Genomic DNA, 16,801 nt, shown 5'->3' with positions numbered 1-16,801 from the left:
ATAGTCAACTGTTTGGGTTCAAATTGAAACAATTGATCAAGCTGAAAATTTTCTTGCGTTCCTAAAAAAGAGCATATTTCAGGTTTGCCAGTTGCCTCAAATATCGAGAAGGCTAGAAAGGGAATAATCAGAAAAAAACAAAGGTATGTGCTACATCTGTAAAGGTAACGATTCGCATACCCCCAATACGGGCATAGCAAAACAGGACTAAGATCACAAAGCCAGTGATGATGTTGGGATGAACCGAATCTAGGCACATACTGATCGATCGGGACATCACATTAACTTGAATGGCAATCGTAGCAATGGTAAAAAAAATATTAGATAACCCATAATAATCCGAGGGTACTTACCATAGACGCGACCTATACTCTCTGACATAGACAGGTTACTCATAAATGGAGTCATACGTAGCGCCAACCAACTGATTATCCAGTAAGGTAAAAAACTATTCAGCAATATGAAAAATATCCAAGAAAGCCCAAAATGATGGATTTGTTCTACGCCAATCATTAGCCTTCCCCCTCCATAGATAAGCGTTAGTAGCGTACCTATCAACGGAGCTGTATGCAATTCTTGGTCCCCTAAGGCATATTCCCGAAATGAAGTTGAAATTCTGGTAAAGCAAATCCCAATACCCACGGTTAATAGCAAAAAGGCGATTACCATCAAGAGGGGCGTGTTAAAAGTGCTCATAGATACAAATCAAATAACTAGATTAGACCTTCTTCAAAACCTATTTGTGATCAGCAGTTTTTAGGAGAAGCGCAGTCGCCAGAATACTAGATGTATTTGAGCAGCATAGACAAGCTTCGACACCAAAATTGCCATTAGAAATAGGTTTTGCAGAAGGTCTATTCTTCCGAGTATATTCCAGTATTTCATATTTTTGGTGCGCCACATCTTGTTTATCTGTTGAAGCACGTAAATAAGCCAAAATTTTAGACATCTTATCTTTTAAACTTAAATTATAGTGTATAACTTGACATTTTGTATTTTTTATATAATATAAAATATAATCAAAATGTTAAATACTTAACGGGCATTATCTAGATGATATCGTTACGCTTACTGGTTGATCTCTTAAACAAGTAGAACAGCTAATAGAACAGCTAAAACAGGTCGATTAAATGCTATAAAAACTATCTACCTTGTAGTGGGCAACACGAGACCTTCTTCAAAACCTATTTGTGATCAGCAGTTTTTAGGAGAAGCGCAGTCGTCAGCATACTAAATGTATTTGAGGAGCATAGACAAGCTTCGACACCAAAATTGCCATTTAGCAATAGGTTTTGCAGAAGGTCTACGATTATATACCTCTAAATAAAAGAAATAGGATATGGAATATAAAAAAAAAGATAAAGGGTTAAGCAATGAGGAGCAACAAGGAATTGCTACTAGAGGTGTACGCATTCCTATTGGAAAATCCAGTACCAAACAGATGATAGAGACTGGCTTTTATGCAGACAAAACTGATTATATTTCTAAACTATTCGAAGATGAGGGAACTTACTACTTCTTTACAAGGCCACGTAGGTTTGGTAAATCTCTACTCCTAGATACCATAGACCAAATAGCAAAAGGAAATAAAAAGTTATTTAAAACATGTGCTATTTATAGAGATAAAAAATATAAGTGGAAAAAATATCCGGTCATTTGGTTGAATTTCTCAAAGTTAAGTGCTAAAACAGGCTCATCACTGGAGGCTAGTTTAGTAAAAAAATTATACGACATTGCCGATGATTATGATATAGATAAATCTAAAATGCAACCTATCATTGGGCCACCAACCGTGAACGACACACTGAGTGACTTGATTAGAGCACTGCAAAAATTAGGTAGTAATTATGCATCTCAACCTATGATCTTAATCGATGAATATGACAGTCCATTAATATCTTGTGAAAAAGATCAGTATGAAGGGATACTTTCTGTTCTTAGTTCGTTTTTTAAAGTTTTAAAAGGCAGTCAGAAGGATTGTAAATTTATTTTTGTAACAGGCGTAACTAAATTTCATTTATCTGGACTTACATCGGGGCGAATTCTGCCAATGACATATCATTGCATGAAGATTATGCAGAGATGTTGGGTTATACAGAAGAGGATATAGATAAACTATTTTTTAAAGATAAACAGATCTATATTAATGAAGTTGTAACCAGTCTAAAAGAAAATTGGGATAAAAAAGAAAGCTATACAGATGAACAATTAAAACAAGAGCTAAAAGGTTATTATAATGGCTATTGTTTCAGTCGCAATAAGCGTGTAAGGCGGATGTATAATCCAGACTCTATATTAAAATTCTTTAGAGATAGATCATTTGGTAACTATTGGTCCAACTCTGGTCATCCTGCTATCTTACTACAACAAATAAAAAACAATATCGATAGATTTACGATCCCTTGGGATCAATCCAGCTTTTCGATCAATCAGCTAGACTTTGAAAGCTTAGCAGGCGCTATTTCCGAAATAGCCTTATTCCCATTAATGTACCAAACAGGTTATCTTACCCTAGATCCTAATGGATTTAAAGAAGACACACGAGCAGATAAAAATCCAATGGACTACTATTTAAAGTTTCCTAATCAGGAAGTTCAATCCTCATTAAAGTTAACATTATCCAGGTTTATAATTCAAAAACAACAAGAAACAGGAATAGCATATAGCACTTCTATTTTAGATGCATTAAGAAATGAAAAGTGGTGTGGCTTTTTAAATCTTATTAAGGGAGCTTGCTTAGCTAAAGCAGGCTACCATTTTCTAGATAAAACAGAAAGGAGTTTTCAGGGTGCTTTATATTCCTTTTTAAACGGTGTTTTTCATACCACGCAAGGCATGCAAGTGAATGCTGAGCTAGCTAGTGGGTCAGGCCGTTTGGATATTGCGCTAGAGGATAAACTACACCAAACTGCTTACATTTTTGAGTTAAAAGTAGGCAAGTCAGTTTCAGAAGCTTTGCAGCAAATCTACGATAAAGATTACAGCATGACCTTCAACACATGCTATAAAAAAGTATGCGTAGGCTTAAAATATGATCCTGTAAGACTTAATATTACAGAAGCAGCTATTGAAGTACATCAATACGATGAACAACATACTTTTCAGGTGATGCCACGTAAAAACTTTGCGGTTAATTCCATTGGCTATTTTCAAGAAACAGAGGATATAGGGGGCCTGTCGGGTCTGTCCAGTTAAGTGTGTAAATATACAACCTGAAAAACATTTACACACTTAAAACTAAAGACCCTCTGACACAGTTAATTGAACATTTCCATCAGGGTATGAATCTATTAGATTTTTTGTCTGATTGATCATTTCTTTTACTTTTGATGGTATCTCTATTTTAATTTTCTCTCCTAGATCTAGTGCTTCGTTTACTGCTTCTGCTATTTTTTTTGCCATTTTTGTTTTTTTGGTTTTTAGATTTGCGCTATTCCATTTGTCTTGTATCTCCTCTATCGCCTCCGTTTCTGTTTCTAAATCCATTATTATATCTTGTATGTGTTTGAGGTTTTGTGCCTTTCCTTCTATAATGTTTACTTCTAGCTTAAGCACACGTTTTAAATCTGATACGTTTATTTTATCGATTACTACTTCTTCTAACGGATTACGTATTAAGGTTACTAAATCTTTTAGTATAGCTACTAATGTCTCTTGTATTTCTAATACTTTGTTTCTAAACAGACGGATCATATTTAATTGCTTATCTTGCGTTTCTTCCAGCTGTTCTACTGGTACCATTTTTAATTGTGTATCATTATTTTAATGGATAATTGTTTTATATTCCTCCAGCTCATAAGGTCTGTTTCATATGGTATGTGTAATTGTCGGATATCGAATAGTAGATCATATATCTTTTCCATAGATTCTATTACTTGATTTAGTAATATTTCTTCAGATAGTACCTCTGCATATTCCTCACATACAGCTGCTTCCAAGCTTTCTAATGCATCTATTACTGCTATGCGTTGATCGCTAAGATTAGTAGCTCTATTGTCTTCTATTCCTAAGCTGATACGCTTTTTCTAACACTAATGATGACTGCAATTTTTTTATCGCTTCCAATGCTAGACTTAATGCTGATTGTATTTTGTTTCCCCAATTTAGGTTTATTTCAATTTTTGTTGCACCATTTAATGTCACTATTTTGATTTGGTTTATTAATTCTATTATATATTTGTAATTCATTTCGAATGTTTTTAGATTTTTATCTATTATCTCTAAGGCTTTTTCCTGCATTTGGACTGTTGCTGCATTTTGAGATGCTATTAATAAGGAGCTATTATTACCCATCTCACTACAAGGTGGATCATAACCTGGCAGCTATTAGCTCATCTGCTAAGCTTGGCTGCTTCTTGAAGTTCATCTATTATCATTACTAATAGGTAATGCATCTAATAGCTCGTCTGTTTCTAAGGATAATGGGCTTTCTGATCGAACATCTATACCACTGTCTAGTGATGCTTGATCTATTTCTGATTCTATGTTTGGCATCTCTTTGGGCAATGGCATAGGTGATGAATTAGTCGTGCTATCTTGAGTAGTGTTATTATCTTGAGTAGCATTATTAGCTTGAGTAACGTTATTTTTTAATGAAATCAAATTTAATGGAACAAAGCAATAGTAACGTCCTTTTTTTATATAGCAATAGATATGCGCATATCTATTTAAATCTATAAGTGGATCGAAGTGGTGCGCATATTGCAATGCATCTTGTTCGATTATGCCAGGGAGTATCAAGCAACCTTTTATACGCATGTATACACATGGCTGACTGGGCCACGGTATATGTTTTTTTATCAAATGTTTTACCAAATGAGCTGGAGGGCGATTATTTTTTACCAAAATAAAACCCAATGCTTCACCGTTTTGAAATTTAGCGCCATCCAAAGCTAAAGAAAAAGTATGCCTATAGCCAGAACCTCCTTTTTGACAAAGCATAAAGGGCGTTATTCCATAGCTGTCCCAATTGGGTATATCCTCATCAATAGGATGCCTGGCATGTAGACGCTTTGATCGATCACGATTTAGGCTAATGTAGCCAATCCTATTACCCATACCCAAAATAGTTACGGTGCCTACACATCGGTTCGCATGATTCGGTAACCCAGAACCTGTACAAGCATCTGCTTTGGACGGAGTGTTATGGTTTAGCTTACATCCCAATCCTATAATGAATAGTAGATAGGTGCGACATACTATAATTAAGAAAACTGCAGATAGAAGCTTTTGAAGCAAGGAATAGCCAGCAATCGTGAAAACTATATTGAGCTTGTTGTTGCCTGGATGGGTTTTATAGCGTGACGTATAAAATTAGAGGTCATATATTCCATTTTAGTAGACCTCCTGCAAACCCCCTATTGCTAAATAGCAATTTTGGTATCGAAGCTTAGACCTTCTGCAATACAGCTGAGTATGCTGGGGACTGTGCTTCTCCTAAAAACTACTCACCATAAATAGGTTTTAAAAGAGGTCTAGTGAGCGTCTGAACTTACAAAAACAAGGTCATCCTTGTTCTTAAATCATACATTGTTTTATTTAAAATTCCAAATTATTACGACTTTGTAACTATAAAATGGTTGATTTTTGAACTTAAAAGTATAGCAAAAAGAGCTGATTGAAAGATGGCTATGGCTTCAAAAGCGAACCTATTAACCTTGTGATTTTAGATGAAGGGATAGGTAGGTCCCTAGTTAGCTAGTGCTGCCTCTACTGCTTCTATTACCTTTGGGGCTAAAGGATCTGTTGCAGAGGAAAACCATGTGATGCATGCACCATTTTTACCTATCAAGTACTTATGAAAATTCCATTTTGGGCGACCCAATAAAGAGACTTGCGCAGCAGCCCATGCATAAAATGGATGAATGGCTTTTCCACGAACCGCTGTTAATTCCGTAATGGGAAAGGTTACGGTGCTACATTTATTTTTTATAGCAGCTGCTATATCGTAAGCCTTGTCAAATTCTTGCTTGCCAAAGCTTTGGGAGGAGACACCAAGCACAGTAAAGCCATCGGCATGGTAACGATCATGTAGTTTTTGTAATGCATCAAACTGGCGGGCAAAGCCACAGCGTGAAGCAGTATTGACCACTAAAACAACTTGCCCATTACAAATATGAAACGGAGTGCCATCTAATAGCGTAAATGAAAAATTGTTTGGGTGGTTGGTCTGCATATTCATAGTTTTATATCGGCCATCTACTGCCTACTTAGACCTTCTGCAAAACCTATTGCTAAATGGCAATTTTGTGGTCTATGCTCCTCAAATACATTTAGTATTCTGCGGTGCTCGACTGCGCTTCTCCTAAAAACTGCTGATCACAAATAGGTTTTGAAGAAGGTCTCTTGATGCAAGTCAAGTTTGCATGAGATGTCCAAAAATTGGGTTAAAAATGTACCCCTAAATCTAAGGCTTTAAATATTAAAAGGCAAATCAATAGATCTAGTATCACTAAGGCCTTTCTAATAAATTCTATGAAGCCTGTTGGGTTTAGTAAAAATGTCGTTTTGACACAGTTCATCATACATTTCCTCCATTTTTAGCAACGGCTCTTCGAGTACTGTTATCTGAGTGACCATTTCCTTTGATTTTGACTCCATCTCTATTTTAAATTCCTTTTCTAGTTTGGAGATGTTGTTTACTACGTTTTCTATTTTTTTTGCTATTTCTGCTTTTTTGGTCTTTAAATCTATGCTATTCAATATTTCTTTTATATCATTTATATCATTTTCTCCCAATTCTAAGTCTGTTATTATATCGTTTAGGCATTTGAGATTTTTTACCTTCCCTTCTATAATATTTGACGCTAAATTAAGCCTAGTTTTTAACTCTAGTAAGTTTTTTTCTCTTTCTCTTATTCTTATTCTTATTCTTATTCTTTCTCTTATTCTTTCTAAAGAACGTATTAAGGTTACTAAATCTTTTTTCTGTATGGATTCTAATGGCTCTTCCATTTCTGATGCTTTTTTTATAAAACTTCGTACTACATTCCGTTGATCAGATACAATCTGCTCTAGCTGTACTATTATTGTTTTCGATTTTTTTAATTGCATATCATCCCCAATGAACAATTGTTTTACATTTTTCCTCATGTTATCTATTTCATCTAGGATATTATCTATTTCATCTATTCTGAATACATTGAATAATCTGCCGTATATCGCTTCTAAATGTTTTATTAATAGGGCTAGTGAGTTTGCTACAGATTTAACCTCTCTATATTCCTCATATACAGCTTTTTCTAAATTTTCTAATGCGTTTATTACTGCTATGCGTTTATTTTTAACGTTAGTAGGTCTACTATATGCTATTCCTAGCTGGTATGCTTTTTCTAGCTTTAATGCTAGCTGCAATGCTTGTATCGCTTTTGATGCTGAACTGCATGCTGATTCTATTTCATTTACTGAGCCTAGCCTTATTGTGTTTTTTACTGGATCATTTGATGCTATTATTTTCATTAAGCTTATTGAGCTTGTTATATTTTTTTGGTTGTTTTTGAATGTTCTTATAAGTTTTAATGTGTCTGGTAAAGTTTTTTGATATCTTTCTTCTTCCTTCATTTTTTGATTTAACATATAAAACCTTGCGTCTGATGGGGTTACTGGTTTCTCAGTTTTTGTATTACTTTTTGGTGATTGCGGCATTTTGCTTGTTGCTACGTTGTCCATTTCTTGTGCTAAGCTATTATTTTCCTTTAAGGGTGGTTCATTGGTTGCTATACTTTTTGCAGTGCATGGAAGAAGAGCGGTTTGTGATGCGCAGTTTTTAGGAGCAGTTCCAGTGTCCTTAGCTCTACCACAAGATTGCCATTTCTCAGTTGAGTTTTGCAAGAGATCTAGTGGAACAAGGCAATAGTGATGCCCCTTTTTATGTAACAGTAAATAGTTGTATAGCTGGTTAAGTCTATCGTTGCATTAAAAACAGCTGCAGACTGCAATATAGGGTTCCCGATTGTGCCAGGTAAAATTGTGCCAGGTAAAATTAAACCATCTTGTATATGTGTATAGGTATCGGGTTCATCGGGCCATGGTATCTCTTTTTTTACCAGGTATTTGTATTTAATCAAATCAACTGGCGAGTTATTGTTTTGCATTAAAATAAAACCCAATTGGTCTCCATTCTGGAATGTAACACCATTCAAATCCAAAGAAAAAGTATGCTGCTTATCGCCAAAGCTTGATCGTTTGTAACGCATAGAGGAGGTTATGCCATAATCTGTCCAATTGGGTATCGCCTCATCAATAGAATCCGTCGCTGCTACATGGTCTGTTAAATTAGCATGGGCATCTATCCGTTTAAAACGAACGCTGCTATGGCCATCATAAGTTATTATATGCAGAATATTTTGAATTGGTTCCTTATCATGCAATAGCCTTACCTTATATAGGATTTGCTTCCATTTGTTTTTTTCATAAAGCAGATCAAGATTTACCATCATGTAGCCTTCCATCGCGTCAACCATGACCAAAGTAGTGATAGTCCCTATACATCGGCTCACACTATTTGGGGAAACTGCAGCATAAGTTGCATTTTGCGGATCGCTATTCTTTGGGTTACACCTGAACCCTACAGTGCATAGGAAACAATTGCCCCATAATAGCATGAAACAGCTACTAGATAGAAGCTTTTGTACTAAAGAATAGATCAGAGTAGTGAAAGTTAGATTGGCCCTATTATTGCCAGAATAGGCTTTATAGGAGTGGGAATGATTGCAGGCCATAATACCCCATTATACTTAACGTAGTATATAAACTTAAAATGAACAAAAGCAATCGTTCGCTTTTTTATTAAAAATTGAAAACTTTTATGTTTTGAATGTTATTTTAACTTGCTTATTATACTAAAAATAATTCACTTAAACAATATGAGTGGGGTATTTATGGTAGGGGTATTGATGCAGGCTGGTGTTAAAAGGGCATTTTTTTGTTTTGGGGTAGCGTGGCCATATGGCTCTATGGATAGAACCGTTAAGCATATAGATGAAAATCTATAGAGAGTGCGTTGAATAGTCCAAATAGTTCATTGTTGAGTGCGACACGGTATTGGGTAGAAAGGGTGGGAATGGTGATTTGGTCTTCATCATCTATAATCGATATTTTTATAAAAGATTTACCTGGATGCTGTTTGATATAAGATTCTAATGCATCAACCAATACTTGGTCAATATGGTGTTGTATCAGCTTTAAATGGACTCCTTTGGCCATTCTTTCCCGCATCTCCTCCAGTAGGTGAATGGCTTGAGGCTTAAAGGTTTGTATTTCTTGGTTCCCGTAGCGTGGGGCTACATGGCCTGTTAAGAAGAGTAATTTGCCGACTTCTAATAGATGTTTGTGTTTTAAGTAATCTTCCCCAAAAAGTGCAAAGTTGAGTGCGCCATGGTAATCGTCTAATGTGAGTAAAGCAAAGGCATTGCCTTTGCCGTTTTGTTTAATTGTAGAGGCGGTGAGTATACCGGCTATGGTTACTGCTTTTCGATTTGCAGTTAATATATTTTGTGTGGTTACATTGCAGAAGCTTGCTATATCTACTTTAAATGGATCTAGTGGGTGACCAGAAATATAAAAACCAACCAGTTCTTTCTCTATACGCAACTGCTCCAATGGCTCATAAGGCGCACAATCAACTGGTTCTGGCTTTTTAATTTGGCTATAGCCACTGGCTGCAAAGAGCGATTGAAGCGCTTCCATCCGCTCTTTTTGCATGCGATTCCGATATTGTATCACTTTTTCTATAAAGCTGCTACCGGATGCTTCATAGACATACTGTCTTCTGTGTACCCCTTTAAAGGTATCAAAAGCACCAGATAAAGCAAGCGATTCCATGGTTTTCTTATTGATGCTTTTGGGCTGAATGGACTCCACGAAATCAAAAATGTCTTTGAAAGTACCTCTTTGCCTTCTTGCCTCTATAATGGCTGTAACGGCAGCCTCGCCAGCTCCTTTAATGGCACCTAGCCCAAACCTGATTTCTTTATGCAGACCGGCACTAAAATTAACTTGACTTTGATTGACATCAGGGCCTAATACAGCGAGCCCTTGCTGGCGGCTTTCTTCCATAAAGAAAGCAATTTTTTCAATATCACCTTGATTATGGGTGAGCACAGCAGCCATATATTCGGTAGGATAATGGGCTTTTAAATAAGCAGTTTGGTAGGCAATCAGGGAATAAGCTGCTGCATGGGAGCGATTGAAACCATACTGCGCAAATTTTTCCATAATCTCAAAAATGGCCAGTGCTTTTTCTTTAGGAATTTGATGCTTTTGGGCTGCTCCTGTTACAAATATGTCACGCTGCTTGGCCATTTCTGTTGCATTTTTTTTACCCATAGCCTTACGGAGCAAATCTGCACCACCCAGGGTATAACCTGCCATGGTTTGTGCGGTTTGTATGATTTGCTCTTGGTAGATCATAATGCCATAGGTAGGCTTTAGAATGGCTTCCAGAAGTGGGTGGGGATATTCAATAGCTTCTTTACCATGTTTACGGGCAATAAAATTAGGAATAAACTGCATCGGGCCTGGTCTATAGAGGGCATTCATCGCAATCAGCTCCTCCATTGTAGTGGGTTGCAGTTTAATCAGCCATTGGCGCATGCCTTCTGACTCAAATTGAAAGGTTCCTTTGGTATTACCCGATTGGTATAGTTTAAAGGTAATAGGGTCATCTAGTGGGATGCAATCTATATCTATAGTGATGGCGCTGTTTTGCTCGATCAATAGCAGCGCATCTTTAATAATACTGAGTGTCTTTAGCCCCAAAAAATCCATTTTCAACATGCCCAGCCCTTCCAGTACCGACCCATCATATTGGGTCACCAGTAGGTCAGAGTTTTTATCTGTTTTTACCGGAATATATTCTGTGATATTATTGGGTGCGATGATGATGCCTGCTGCATGAATACCTGTGTGACGGACCAATCCTTCTAGTCTTTCAGCCAAGTCGAGCACTTTACCCTCTGGGGTGGTTATTTCTTTTTTGATTTCAGCCAGCGCTTTGACCTCCTCAAAAGCCTCTGATAGCGTAATGCCTAGTTTATCTGGTATCAGCTTGGTCATATAGTTGGCCCGTGCCAGCGGAACGCCCAGCACACGTGCTACATCACGTATGGCCGATTTAGCCGCCATGCTACCAAAGGTAATAATTGAGGCTACTTGGTTTCTACCATATTTTTGAATCACATAATCAATGACCTTTTTACGACCCTCATCATCAAAGTCTACATCTATATCGGGCATGGAGACTCGTTCAGGGTTCAAAAAGCGTTCAAAAAGCAGATTATAGCGCAGCGGATCTATTTTGGTAATCCCTATACAAAAAGCCACTAGCGAACCTGCTACAGAGCCCCTTCCTGGCCCTACGATAACATTTAATTGCACAGCAGCTTCAATAAAATCTTGTACAATTAAAAAATAACCGGCAAACCCGGTTTGGGCAATAATAGCCAATTCATAATTGAGCCTACTTTCTACTTCCGCAGCAATGGTTCCATACTTGGCGCGGGCACCAGAAAAAGCCAAATGGGTTAGATAGAGATTGGGGTCTGAAAATCCACTTGGCAATTGAAAAATAGGCAATAGTACATCACGCACCAGGGAGGGCGTTTCTATTTTTGCTACCAACTCCAAGGTATTGGTAATAGCCGTTGGGGCATCTGCAAAAAGCAGCGCCATCTCTTCTGGGACTTTAAAAAGAATTGATCATTGCTAAAACGCATCCGGTTGGGATCATGATAATCCTTTCCAGTTTGTAAACAAAGCAATACATCTTGAGCAATGCTGTCCTCTTGCGTGATGTAATGGACATCGTTGGTAGCAATAACCTTTACATTGTATTTTTTTGCCCAGCCCAGCAATACTGCATTACAAATTTCTTGCTCTTTGATGCCATGTCTTTGCAGTTCTATATAGTAATCTTGGCCAAATAGCTCCAACCATTCTACAAAAAGCTTTTCTGCAGCTGCTTCACCATGGCCAATAATGGCTTTAGGAATCTCTGCACCTAAGCAGCAGGTAGTAGCTATTAAACCCTCTTTGTACTGTTTCAGTAGTGCTTTATCGATGTGCGGCTTGTAATAATAACCTTCTAAAAAACCTAGGGAAGATAATTTGGCAATATTTTGATAGCCTATGGCATTTTTGGCGAGGAGCAACTGGTGGTAACGCGTTTTGTCTTTATGGTTATGCCGATCAGGTGCCATATAGAATTCGCACCCTATAATTGGTTTTACCCCTTCCTTGGCTGCTGCAGCTACGAAATGCGGTACACCGAACATATTGCCATGGTCTGTAATGGCCAATGCATCCATGCCCAACTGTTTAGTAGCTGCTACTAAACGCTGTACCTTAGCAGCACCATCCAACAGGGAATATTCTGTATGGCAATGTAAATGGCAAAAGTTATGCATGGTTCAAGGCGTTTATATGATAATTTTTGATCAAGCAAAAAGCATCATATAGATTCCTTTCTGTAAGAAAAAGGAATGGTTTTAAGCAGCAGTAGGTTATCAAAAAGCGGGTGAAAGACGGGATTCGAACCCGCGACCCTTGGTACCACAAACCAATGCTCTAACCAGCTGAGCTACATTCACCATAAAAACCAGGTTTAGATAGCCATTGGGCTAATCAAACACCCGATTTCCAAATCTAACCAAAAAAAATAAAATTTTCAAAAAATAGGCTTTGATAATGGCATACTAGGCTTCTTGCGAAATGCGCTTATGCTCAGGAATTTGTAGGAGAGACGGCGCGGAAAACCGGAGCGTACTAGATGTACGTGAGGATTTGAGCACCGGATCGATGAGCAAATTACCAGCAGAAGTAGCGTTTCGAAAGAAGCCTTTTATTCTGATGATGCAGAGTCAGCCATAATCAATGTAGCCCCAAAAGCCAACAGTGCTATATAACAAGCAGGCGTTATAGCGCTATGATACCTATGAAAAAGGTAAAAACAGATAGCCGCAGCAGGTTTTCCAAACAAACTGCTCCCTAAAACAGTAGCCAATCCTATGGTCGTATAGGGTGTTGCTGTTTGCTCTTTGGACCAAATGGTTACAAAACAGCTAAAGACCACGCCCAAAAAGATAAGCCAACAACGTACGGCTGTTACATAAAAGATAGAAGCCCCTGGTAGTCCTGCAAAAAGGGGAATAATCGATAAAGCAACCAATCCACTGGCTACTGCCATCAGGTTATTGTGGTCATACTGCTGACCAACTTTAGCGATCCAACCGATTAATAGTATATCTAATACCATAAAAATAGGCAGATATTGCATCATAGTGGAATAGCTAATAGCAGTTACCATAGGTACAAAACTATTCATAAATAGAAAAGGAATGGTATAGATCACATAACCAAACCCGGCCACTATAGCAATGCGCATAATCGGTTGGTAGTCTTTCCAAAGTTGTAAAGCGCCTTTTTGAGGGCTAACCTCTTGTTTCGTTTCTGTTGCGTTGAATAAACCTTTTTCGAAAGCGATTTGTGATCTGCAATTTTTAGGAGCAGCATACTCAACTGTACTTGAGGCGTGTAGACCAGAAAATTGCCATTTAGCAATCGAGTTTTGAAAGAGGGCTAATCTGAGTAAAAGAACATTTAATAGCGTAGCTAGTGCTGCGATTAAAAAAGGCAACCGCCAGTAGGGTAGGGGATCCTTGATCCATGCCAAGCAGCTGCCTACAGCGCCAGCAGATAAAATACCCACCATAGTAGAAACTTCATACCATGCGGCAAGTTTTTTAGCCGGTTGCGTAGCTAAACCCTTCAATAGGTATATTTTGGCAATATTATGTTCTCCTGCTGAACATGATTCTGAGCACATTCTGGCCATCAGTAATAAAATAATGCTCCATAGTGATCCCTCTTTATAGATGGGCAAGCAGCCCATGGCCATTACACCCATCCCTACACCCAAAAGCGTATAGCGCAATGCGGTCGTTTCTTTTTTAGTTTGAGCCATTTTGCTAAAAAAAAGCAGCCCAAAAGGTTTGGCTATAAAGGAGATGATCAATGGACTATAGCCCCATATCAGCTGGACCACTGGTTCTTTTTTTGGAAAAAAAAGCGGTGCAATAATCGGCACCAGATAACCATATAAAGCATTATCAAAATGAATCAGCGCATTGGCGATTACGATCGATAGCTGTGGTTTGGTTAAAAGTTTTCTTTTCATCTATATAAGATTATCCTTTGTACCAGCTAAAATAGTCAACATGCAATGGCATCAACTGCAAGGAAATATAACTTTATTTCAGCTGTGTGTAGAGATTGTTTAGCAAGGGTTATTAGGGTAAATCCCTTAATAAACACCACTAGACCTTCTGGAAAACCTATTTCTAATGGCAATTTTGGTGTCGAAGCTTGTCTATGCTCCTCAAATACATTTAGTATGCTGGCGACTGCACTTCTCCTAAAAACTGCTGATCACAAATAGGTTTTGAAGAAGGTCTAATGTTTAAACTTTACAAATATAGTCAACCTAGTGTAGATCTTATCTATATTTGTTGTAAGGAGCAGGCTTATCATTTTGAAACGCAGTTTTTTTTGCACAGCCTATTTGATAGTAGGTCTGCTTACTATAATAATATTATTGTAAATCAAATAGCAATCATAAATTTAATAGTATGATCAAGAAATTACCGATTGGGGTTGATAACTTTGAAGAGTTGGTACAAGGAGATTATCTTTTTTGCGATAAGACCAATATGATTGCTGAGTTCCTAAGCAAAGGAGATAAAGTTACTTTAATTACCCGTCCTCGTCGTTGGGGAAAGACGCTAAATATCTCTATGTTGCAGTATTTTTTTGCATCAGAAGTCAATGGGGTACCTACAGCCGGTTTGTTTGATGATTTGGTTATTGGCAAGTTAGCAGGTGGTAGGTACATTCGAGAACATCAAGGTAAGCATCCGGTTATTATGATCAGTTTTAAGGATGTGAACGCAGATAATTTTCAAGGGGCTTATAATGCGGTGTATGCATTGATCTTAAAGGTTTATAGTGGATATGCTTATTTGTTGAAAAGCGATAAAATTAATGAAATACAATTAAAACAATTACATACTATCCTGGGTAAGGAAGCTAATCAACAAGAATTAGAATCTTCTCTAGAACTTCTTAGTCAATGCCTTTACCAACACCATGGTCAGAAGGTTTATATTTTTATAGATGAATATGATACGCCACTCAATAAAGCTTATGGTAATGCGGCATACTTGGACGCTATGGTCGCATTTATGCGCAACCTATTTAGTGCTGCATTAAAAGGGAATACTACACTAAAACGAGGTGTTTTAACCGGTATATTACGTGTTTCTAAAGATAGTATGCTTTCTGGGTTGAATAATTTAGAAACCTATACCTTACTAGATGAAGCATATAGTTCCCATTTTGGCTTTAGTGAAACGGAAGTTTCCGCTTTGTTTAAAGCAACAGATTTAAATACTTCTATGGAAGAAGTAAGAAATTGGTACAATGGTTATAAGGTAGGGAACTTGGTAATGTATAATCCATGGTCTATTATTTCTTGTATCAATAGATCAGGTCATTTTGATGTCTATTGGGTAAATACAGGCAATAATAACTTAATCGAACAAAAGGTACTTTCTGCTCATTCTGAGATCAAAGCGCAATTTGAACAATTGATGCGAGGGGAATCCTTAGTTATATCTATCAATAAGCATCTTGCTTTTGATATTTTAGATAAAGATGATACATCTTTTTGGAGTTTTTTATTATTTGCTGGTTATTTAACCTTTGAAACGAGTAATTTAAGCGCCTATACGAATGTATATGACTGTAAAGTTAAGGTTCCTAACTATGAAATATGGCGACTCTATAGTACATTTTTTCAAGCATGGTTCGTTAATCAGTTTGAGAGAAGGAGTCAATATGACTCTTTTTTGAAACATTTGGTAGCTGGTGAGGTTGCTGCTTTTGTAGCACAATTTAGCTACCTTTTACGAAGCAGTGTGAGCTATTTTGATACCAAACAAAGCAAAACATCAGAAGGGTTTTATCATGGTTTTGTATTAGGGATGTTATCAAGTGTGGGTATAACCCACTATATACGCTCCAATCGAGAAAGCGGTTTAGGTCGTTATGATCTGCTATTAATCCCTAAAAAAGAGGGTTCAAAAGCACTGTTATTAGAATTTAAGCAGGCTGGGAAAGAAGAAGAACTGGAAAGTGTAGCTAAACTTGCCTTGGGTCAAATACAGGCCCAGGCCTATCATACGGAGCTATTGCAGTATCCTTATGTTCAGGAGGTGGTGGAATGCGGCATTGCGTTTTCCGGCAAATCGGTTTTATCCGCGTACGCAACTTATGATTTGACTGGTAAACAAGCTGGTGACGTTATGTTAACGAATAAGTATGAGTAAGATAAGGGAAAAAGAAATAGTAATGCTGAACGCATGTTCAAGCCATTTGTATGCAATTTTTTCCAAGGGCGCGTTTTTTCTTCCTTTTAGGAAGGGTTACTAGAAGGGGTATTGTAGCTGTCGGTAAAGAAATTTGGCATTTTTCAGTAAAACAAAGCGTTTCATTGGTTTTGCTGTGCGCCAAATTCACTTATCGAGGATCATAAGCGCCAGAGGTATGCGTAACCATCCATAAAAAGATTTTTGTACCTATATGCTACAATATATAATTTCTGTCCCTCATTGGGGCTATACATTTCTACTCACAATTATTTACAATGGATATTTTTTAGTTTTTTTTCGTAATATAGCATAGTTACAGGTTGAACTACCCATAAAGTTGACAGAAGCGGTTACCGTAGTAACCGTTTCTAAAGATT

General features: G+C 37.4%; 15 protein-coding genes and 1 tRNA gene. 4 read left to right on the top strand and 12 right to left on the bottom strand.

What is annotated here, in order from left to right; genetic code table 11:
* Positions 1–276: 276 nt before the first annotated feature.
* Both FPG78_RS00910 and FPG78_RS07465 read right to left on the bottom strand, forming a co-directional pair.
* Positions 277–696 carry an SLC5/6 family protein gene (locus FPG78_RS00910; RefSeq protein WP_144086205.1) on the bottom strand — a complete coding sequence of 140 codons (420 nt, stop codon included), beginning with the start codon at positions 694–696 and terminating at the stop codon, positions 277–279.
* A gap of 40 nt (positions 697–736) precedes the next feature.
* Positions 737–949, bottom strand: coding sequence for a hypothetical protein (locus tag FPG78_RS07465; RefSeq protein ID WP_223261929.1), 213 nt, complete (start codon positions 947–949; stop codon positions 737–739).
* A 390-nt stretch (positions 950–1,339) separates the two neighbouring features.
* On the opposite strand from FPG78_RS07465, the gene FPG78_RS00900 reads away from it, so the two are divergent.
* Together FPG78_RS00900 and FPG78_RS07955 are read left to right on the top strand one after the other, a co-directional pair.
* The gene (locus tag FPG78_RS00900; protein ID WP_144086204.1) at positions 1,340–2,110 is read left to right on the top strand and encodes an AAA family ATPase; all 771 of its coding nucleotides are present in this window, start codon (positions 1,340–1,342) and stop codon (positions 2,108–2,110) included.
* Entirely contained in the window at positions 2,062–3,195 is a 1,134-nt protein-coding gene (locus FPG78_RS07955) for a PD-(D/E)XK nuclease domain-containing protein (protein ID WP_144086203.1), read from the top strand. The genes FPG78_RS00900 and FPG78_RS07955 overlap by 49 nt, the downstream gene beginning before the upstream one ends.
* A 42-nt stretch (positions 3,196–3,237) precedes the next feature.
* Here the strand turns inward: FPG78_RS07955 and FPG78_RS00890 are convergent, their stop codons facing one another.
* The 6 genes from FPG78_RS00890 to FPG78_RS00865 form a co-directional block, all read right to left on the bottom strand.
* The gene (locus FPG78_RS00890; protein ID WP_144086202.1) at positions 3,238–3,741 is read right to left on the bottom strand and encodes a hypothetical protein; all 504 of its coding nucleotides are present in this window, start codon (positions 3,739–3,741) and stop codon (positions 3,238–3,240) included.
* 249 nt (positions 3,742–3,990) lie between these two features.
* Complete coding sequence (locus FPG78_RS00885; protein ID WP_144086201.1) at positions 3,991–4,293, bottom strand: hypothetical protein; 303 nt, start codon at positions 4,291–4,293, stop codon at positions 3,991–3,993.
* 69 nt (positions 4,294–4,362) lie between these two features.
* Positions 4,363–5,238: a hypothetical protein gene (locus FPG78_RS00880; protein ID WP_144086200.1), complete on the bottom strand. Its 876-nt coding sequence runs from the start codon at positions 5,236–5,238 to the stop codon at positions 4,363–4,365.
* 451 nt (positions 5,239–5,689) lie between these two features.
* Complete coding sequence (locus tag FPG78_RS00875) at positions 5,690–6,181, bottom strand: glutathione peroxidase (protein ID WP_144086199.1); 492 nt, start codon at positions 6,179–6,181, stop codon at positions 5,690–5,692.
* A 281-nt stretch (positions 6,182–6,462) separates the two neighbouring features.
* Positions 6,463–7,830: a hypothetical protein gene (locus FPG78_RS00870; protein ID WP_144086198.1), complete on the bottom strand. Its 1,368-nt coding sequence runs from the start codon at positions 7,828–7,830 to the stop codon at positions 6,463–6,465.
* Between the two features lie 5 nt (positions 7,831–7,835).
* A complete protein-coding gene (locus FPG78_RS00865; protein WP_223261928.1) occupies positions 7,836–8,438 on the bottom strand; it encodes a hypothetical protein in 603 nt (200 codons plus the stop codon).
* 426 nt (positions 8,439–8,864) lie between these two features.
* Between FPG78_RS00865 and FPG78_RS07950 the strand changes: the two genes are divergently transcribed.
* Positions 8,865–8,993 (top strand): hypothetical protein, encoded by a 129-nt coding sequence (locus FPG78_RS07950; RefSeq protein ID WP_255431686.1) that lies wholly within the window; start codon positions 8,865–8,867, stop codon positions 8,991–8,993.
* On the opposite strand, the gene dnaE is transcribed toward FPG78_RS07950, so the two are convergent.
* The 4 genes from dnaE to FPG78_RS00850 all read right to left on the bottom strand — a co-directional run bounded on the left by dnaE (position 8,968) and on the right by FPG78_RS00850 (position 14,173).
* A complete protein-coding gene (gene dnaE / locus FPG78_RS00860; RefSeq protein ID WP_320411048.1) occupies positions 8,968–11,670 on the bottom strand; it encodes a DNA polymerase III subunit alpha in 2,703 nt (900 codons plus the stop codon). The genes FPG78_RS07950 and dnaE overlap by 26 nt on opposite strands.
* Positions 11,613–12,404 carry a PHP domain-containing protein gene (locus FPG78_RS08260; RefSeq protein WP_320411047.1) on the bottom strand — a complete coding sequence of 264 codons (792 nt, stop codon included), beginning with the start codon at positions 12,402–12,404 and terminating at the stop codon, positions 11,613–11,615. The genes dnaE and FPG78_RS08260 overlap by 58 nt, the downstream gene beginning before the upstream one ends.
* Positions 12,405–12,512: 108 nt before the next feature.
* Positions 12,513–12,588, bottom strand: a tRNA-His gene (locus FPG78_RS00855).
* Positions 12,589–12,838: 250 nt separating this feature from the next.
* Positions 12,839–14,173 (bottom strand): hypothetical protein, encoded by a 1,335-nt coding sequence (locus tag FPG78_RS00850; protein ID WP_144086196.1) that lies wholly within the window; start codon positions 14,171–14,173, stop codon positions 12,839–12,841.
* Between the two features lie 451 nt (positions 14,174–14,624).
* Here FPG78_RS00850 and FPG78_RS00845 point away from each other — a divergent pair, with 451 nt between their 5' ends.
* Positions 14,625–16,382, top strand: coding sequence for an AAA family ATPase (locus tag FPG78_RS00845; protein WP_144086195.1), 1,758 nt, complete (start codon positions 14,625–14,627; stop codon positions 16,380–16,382).
* Positions 16,383–16,801: the final 419 nt, after the last annotated feature.

The organism is Cardinium endosymbiont of Dermatophagoides farinae, assembly GCF_007559345.1.
GTDB lineage: Bacteria > Bacteroidota > Bacteroidia > Cytophagales > Amoebophilaceae > Cardinium.
Note: the sequence above shows the minus strand (reverse complement) of the source record. Positions and strands in the feature narration are given on the sequence as shown.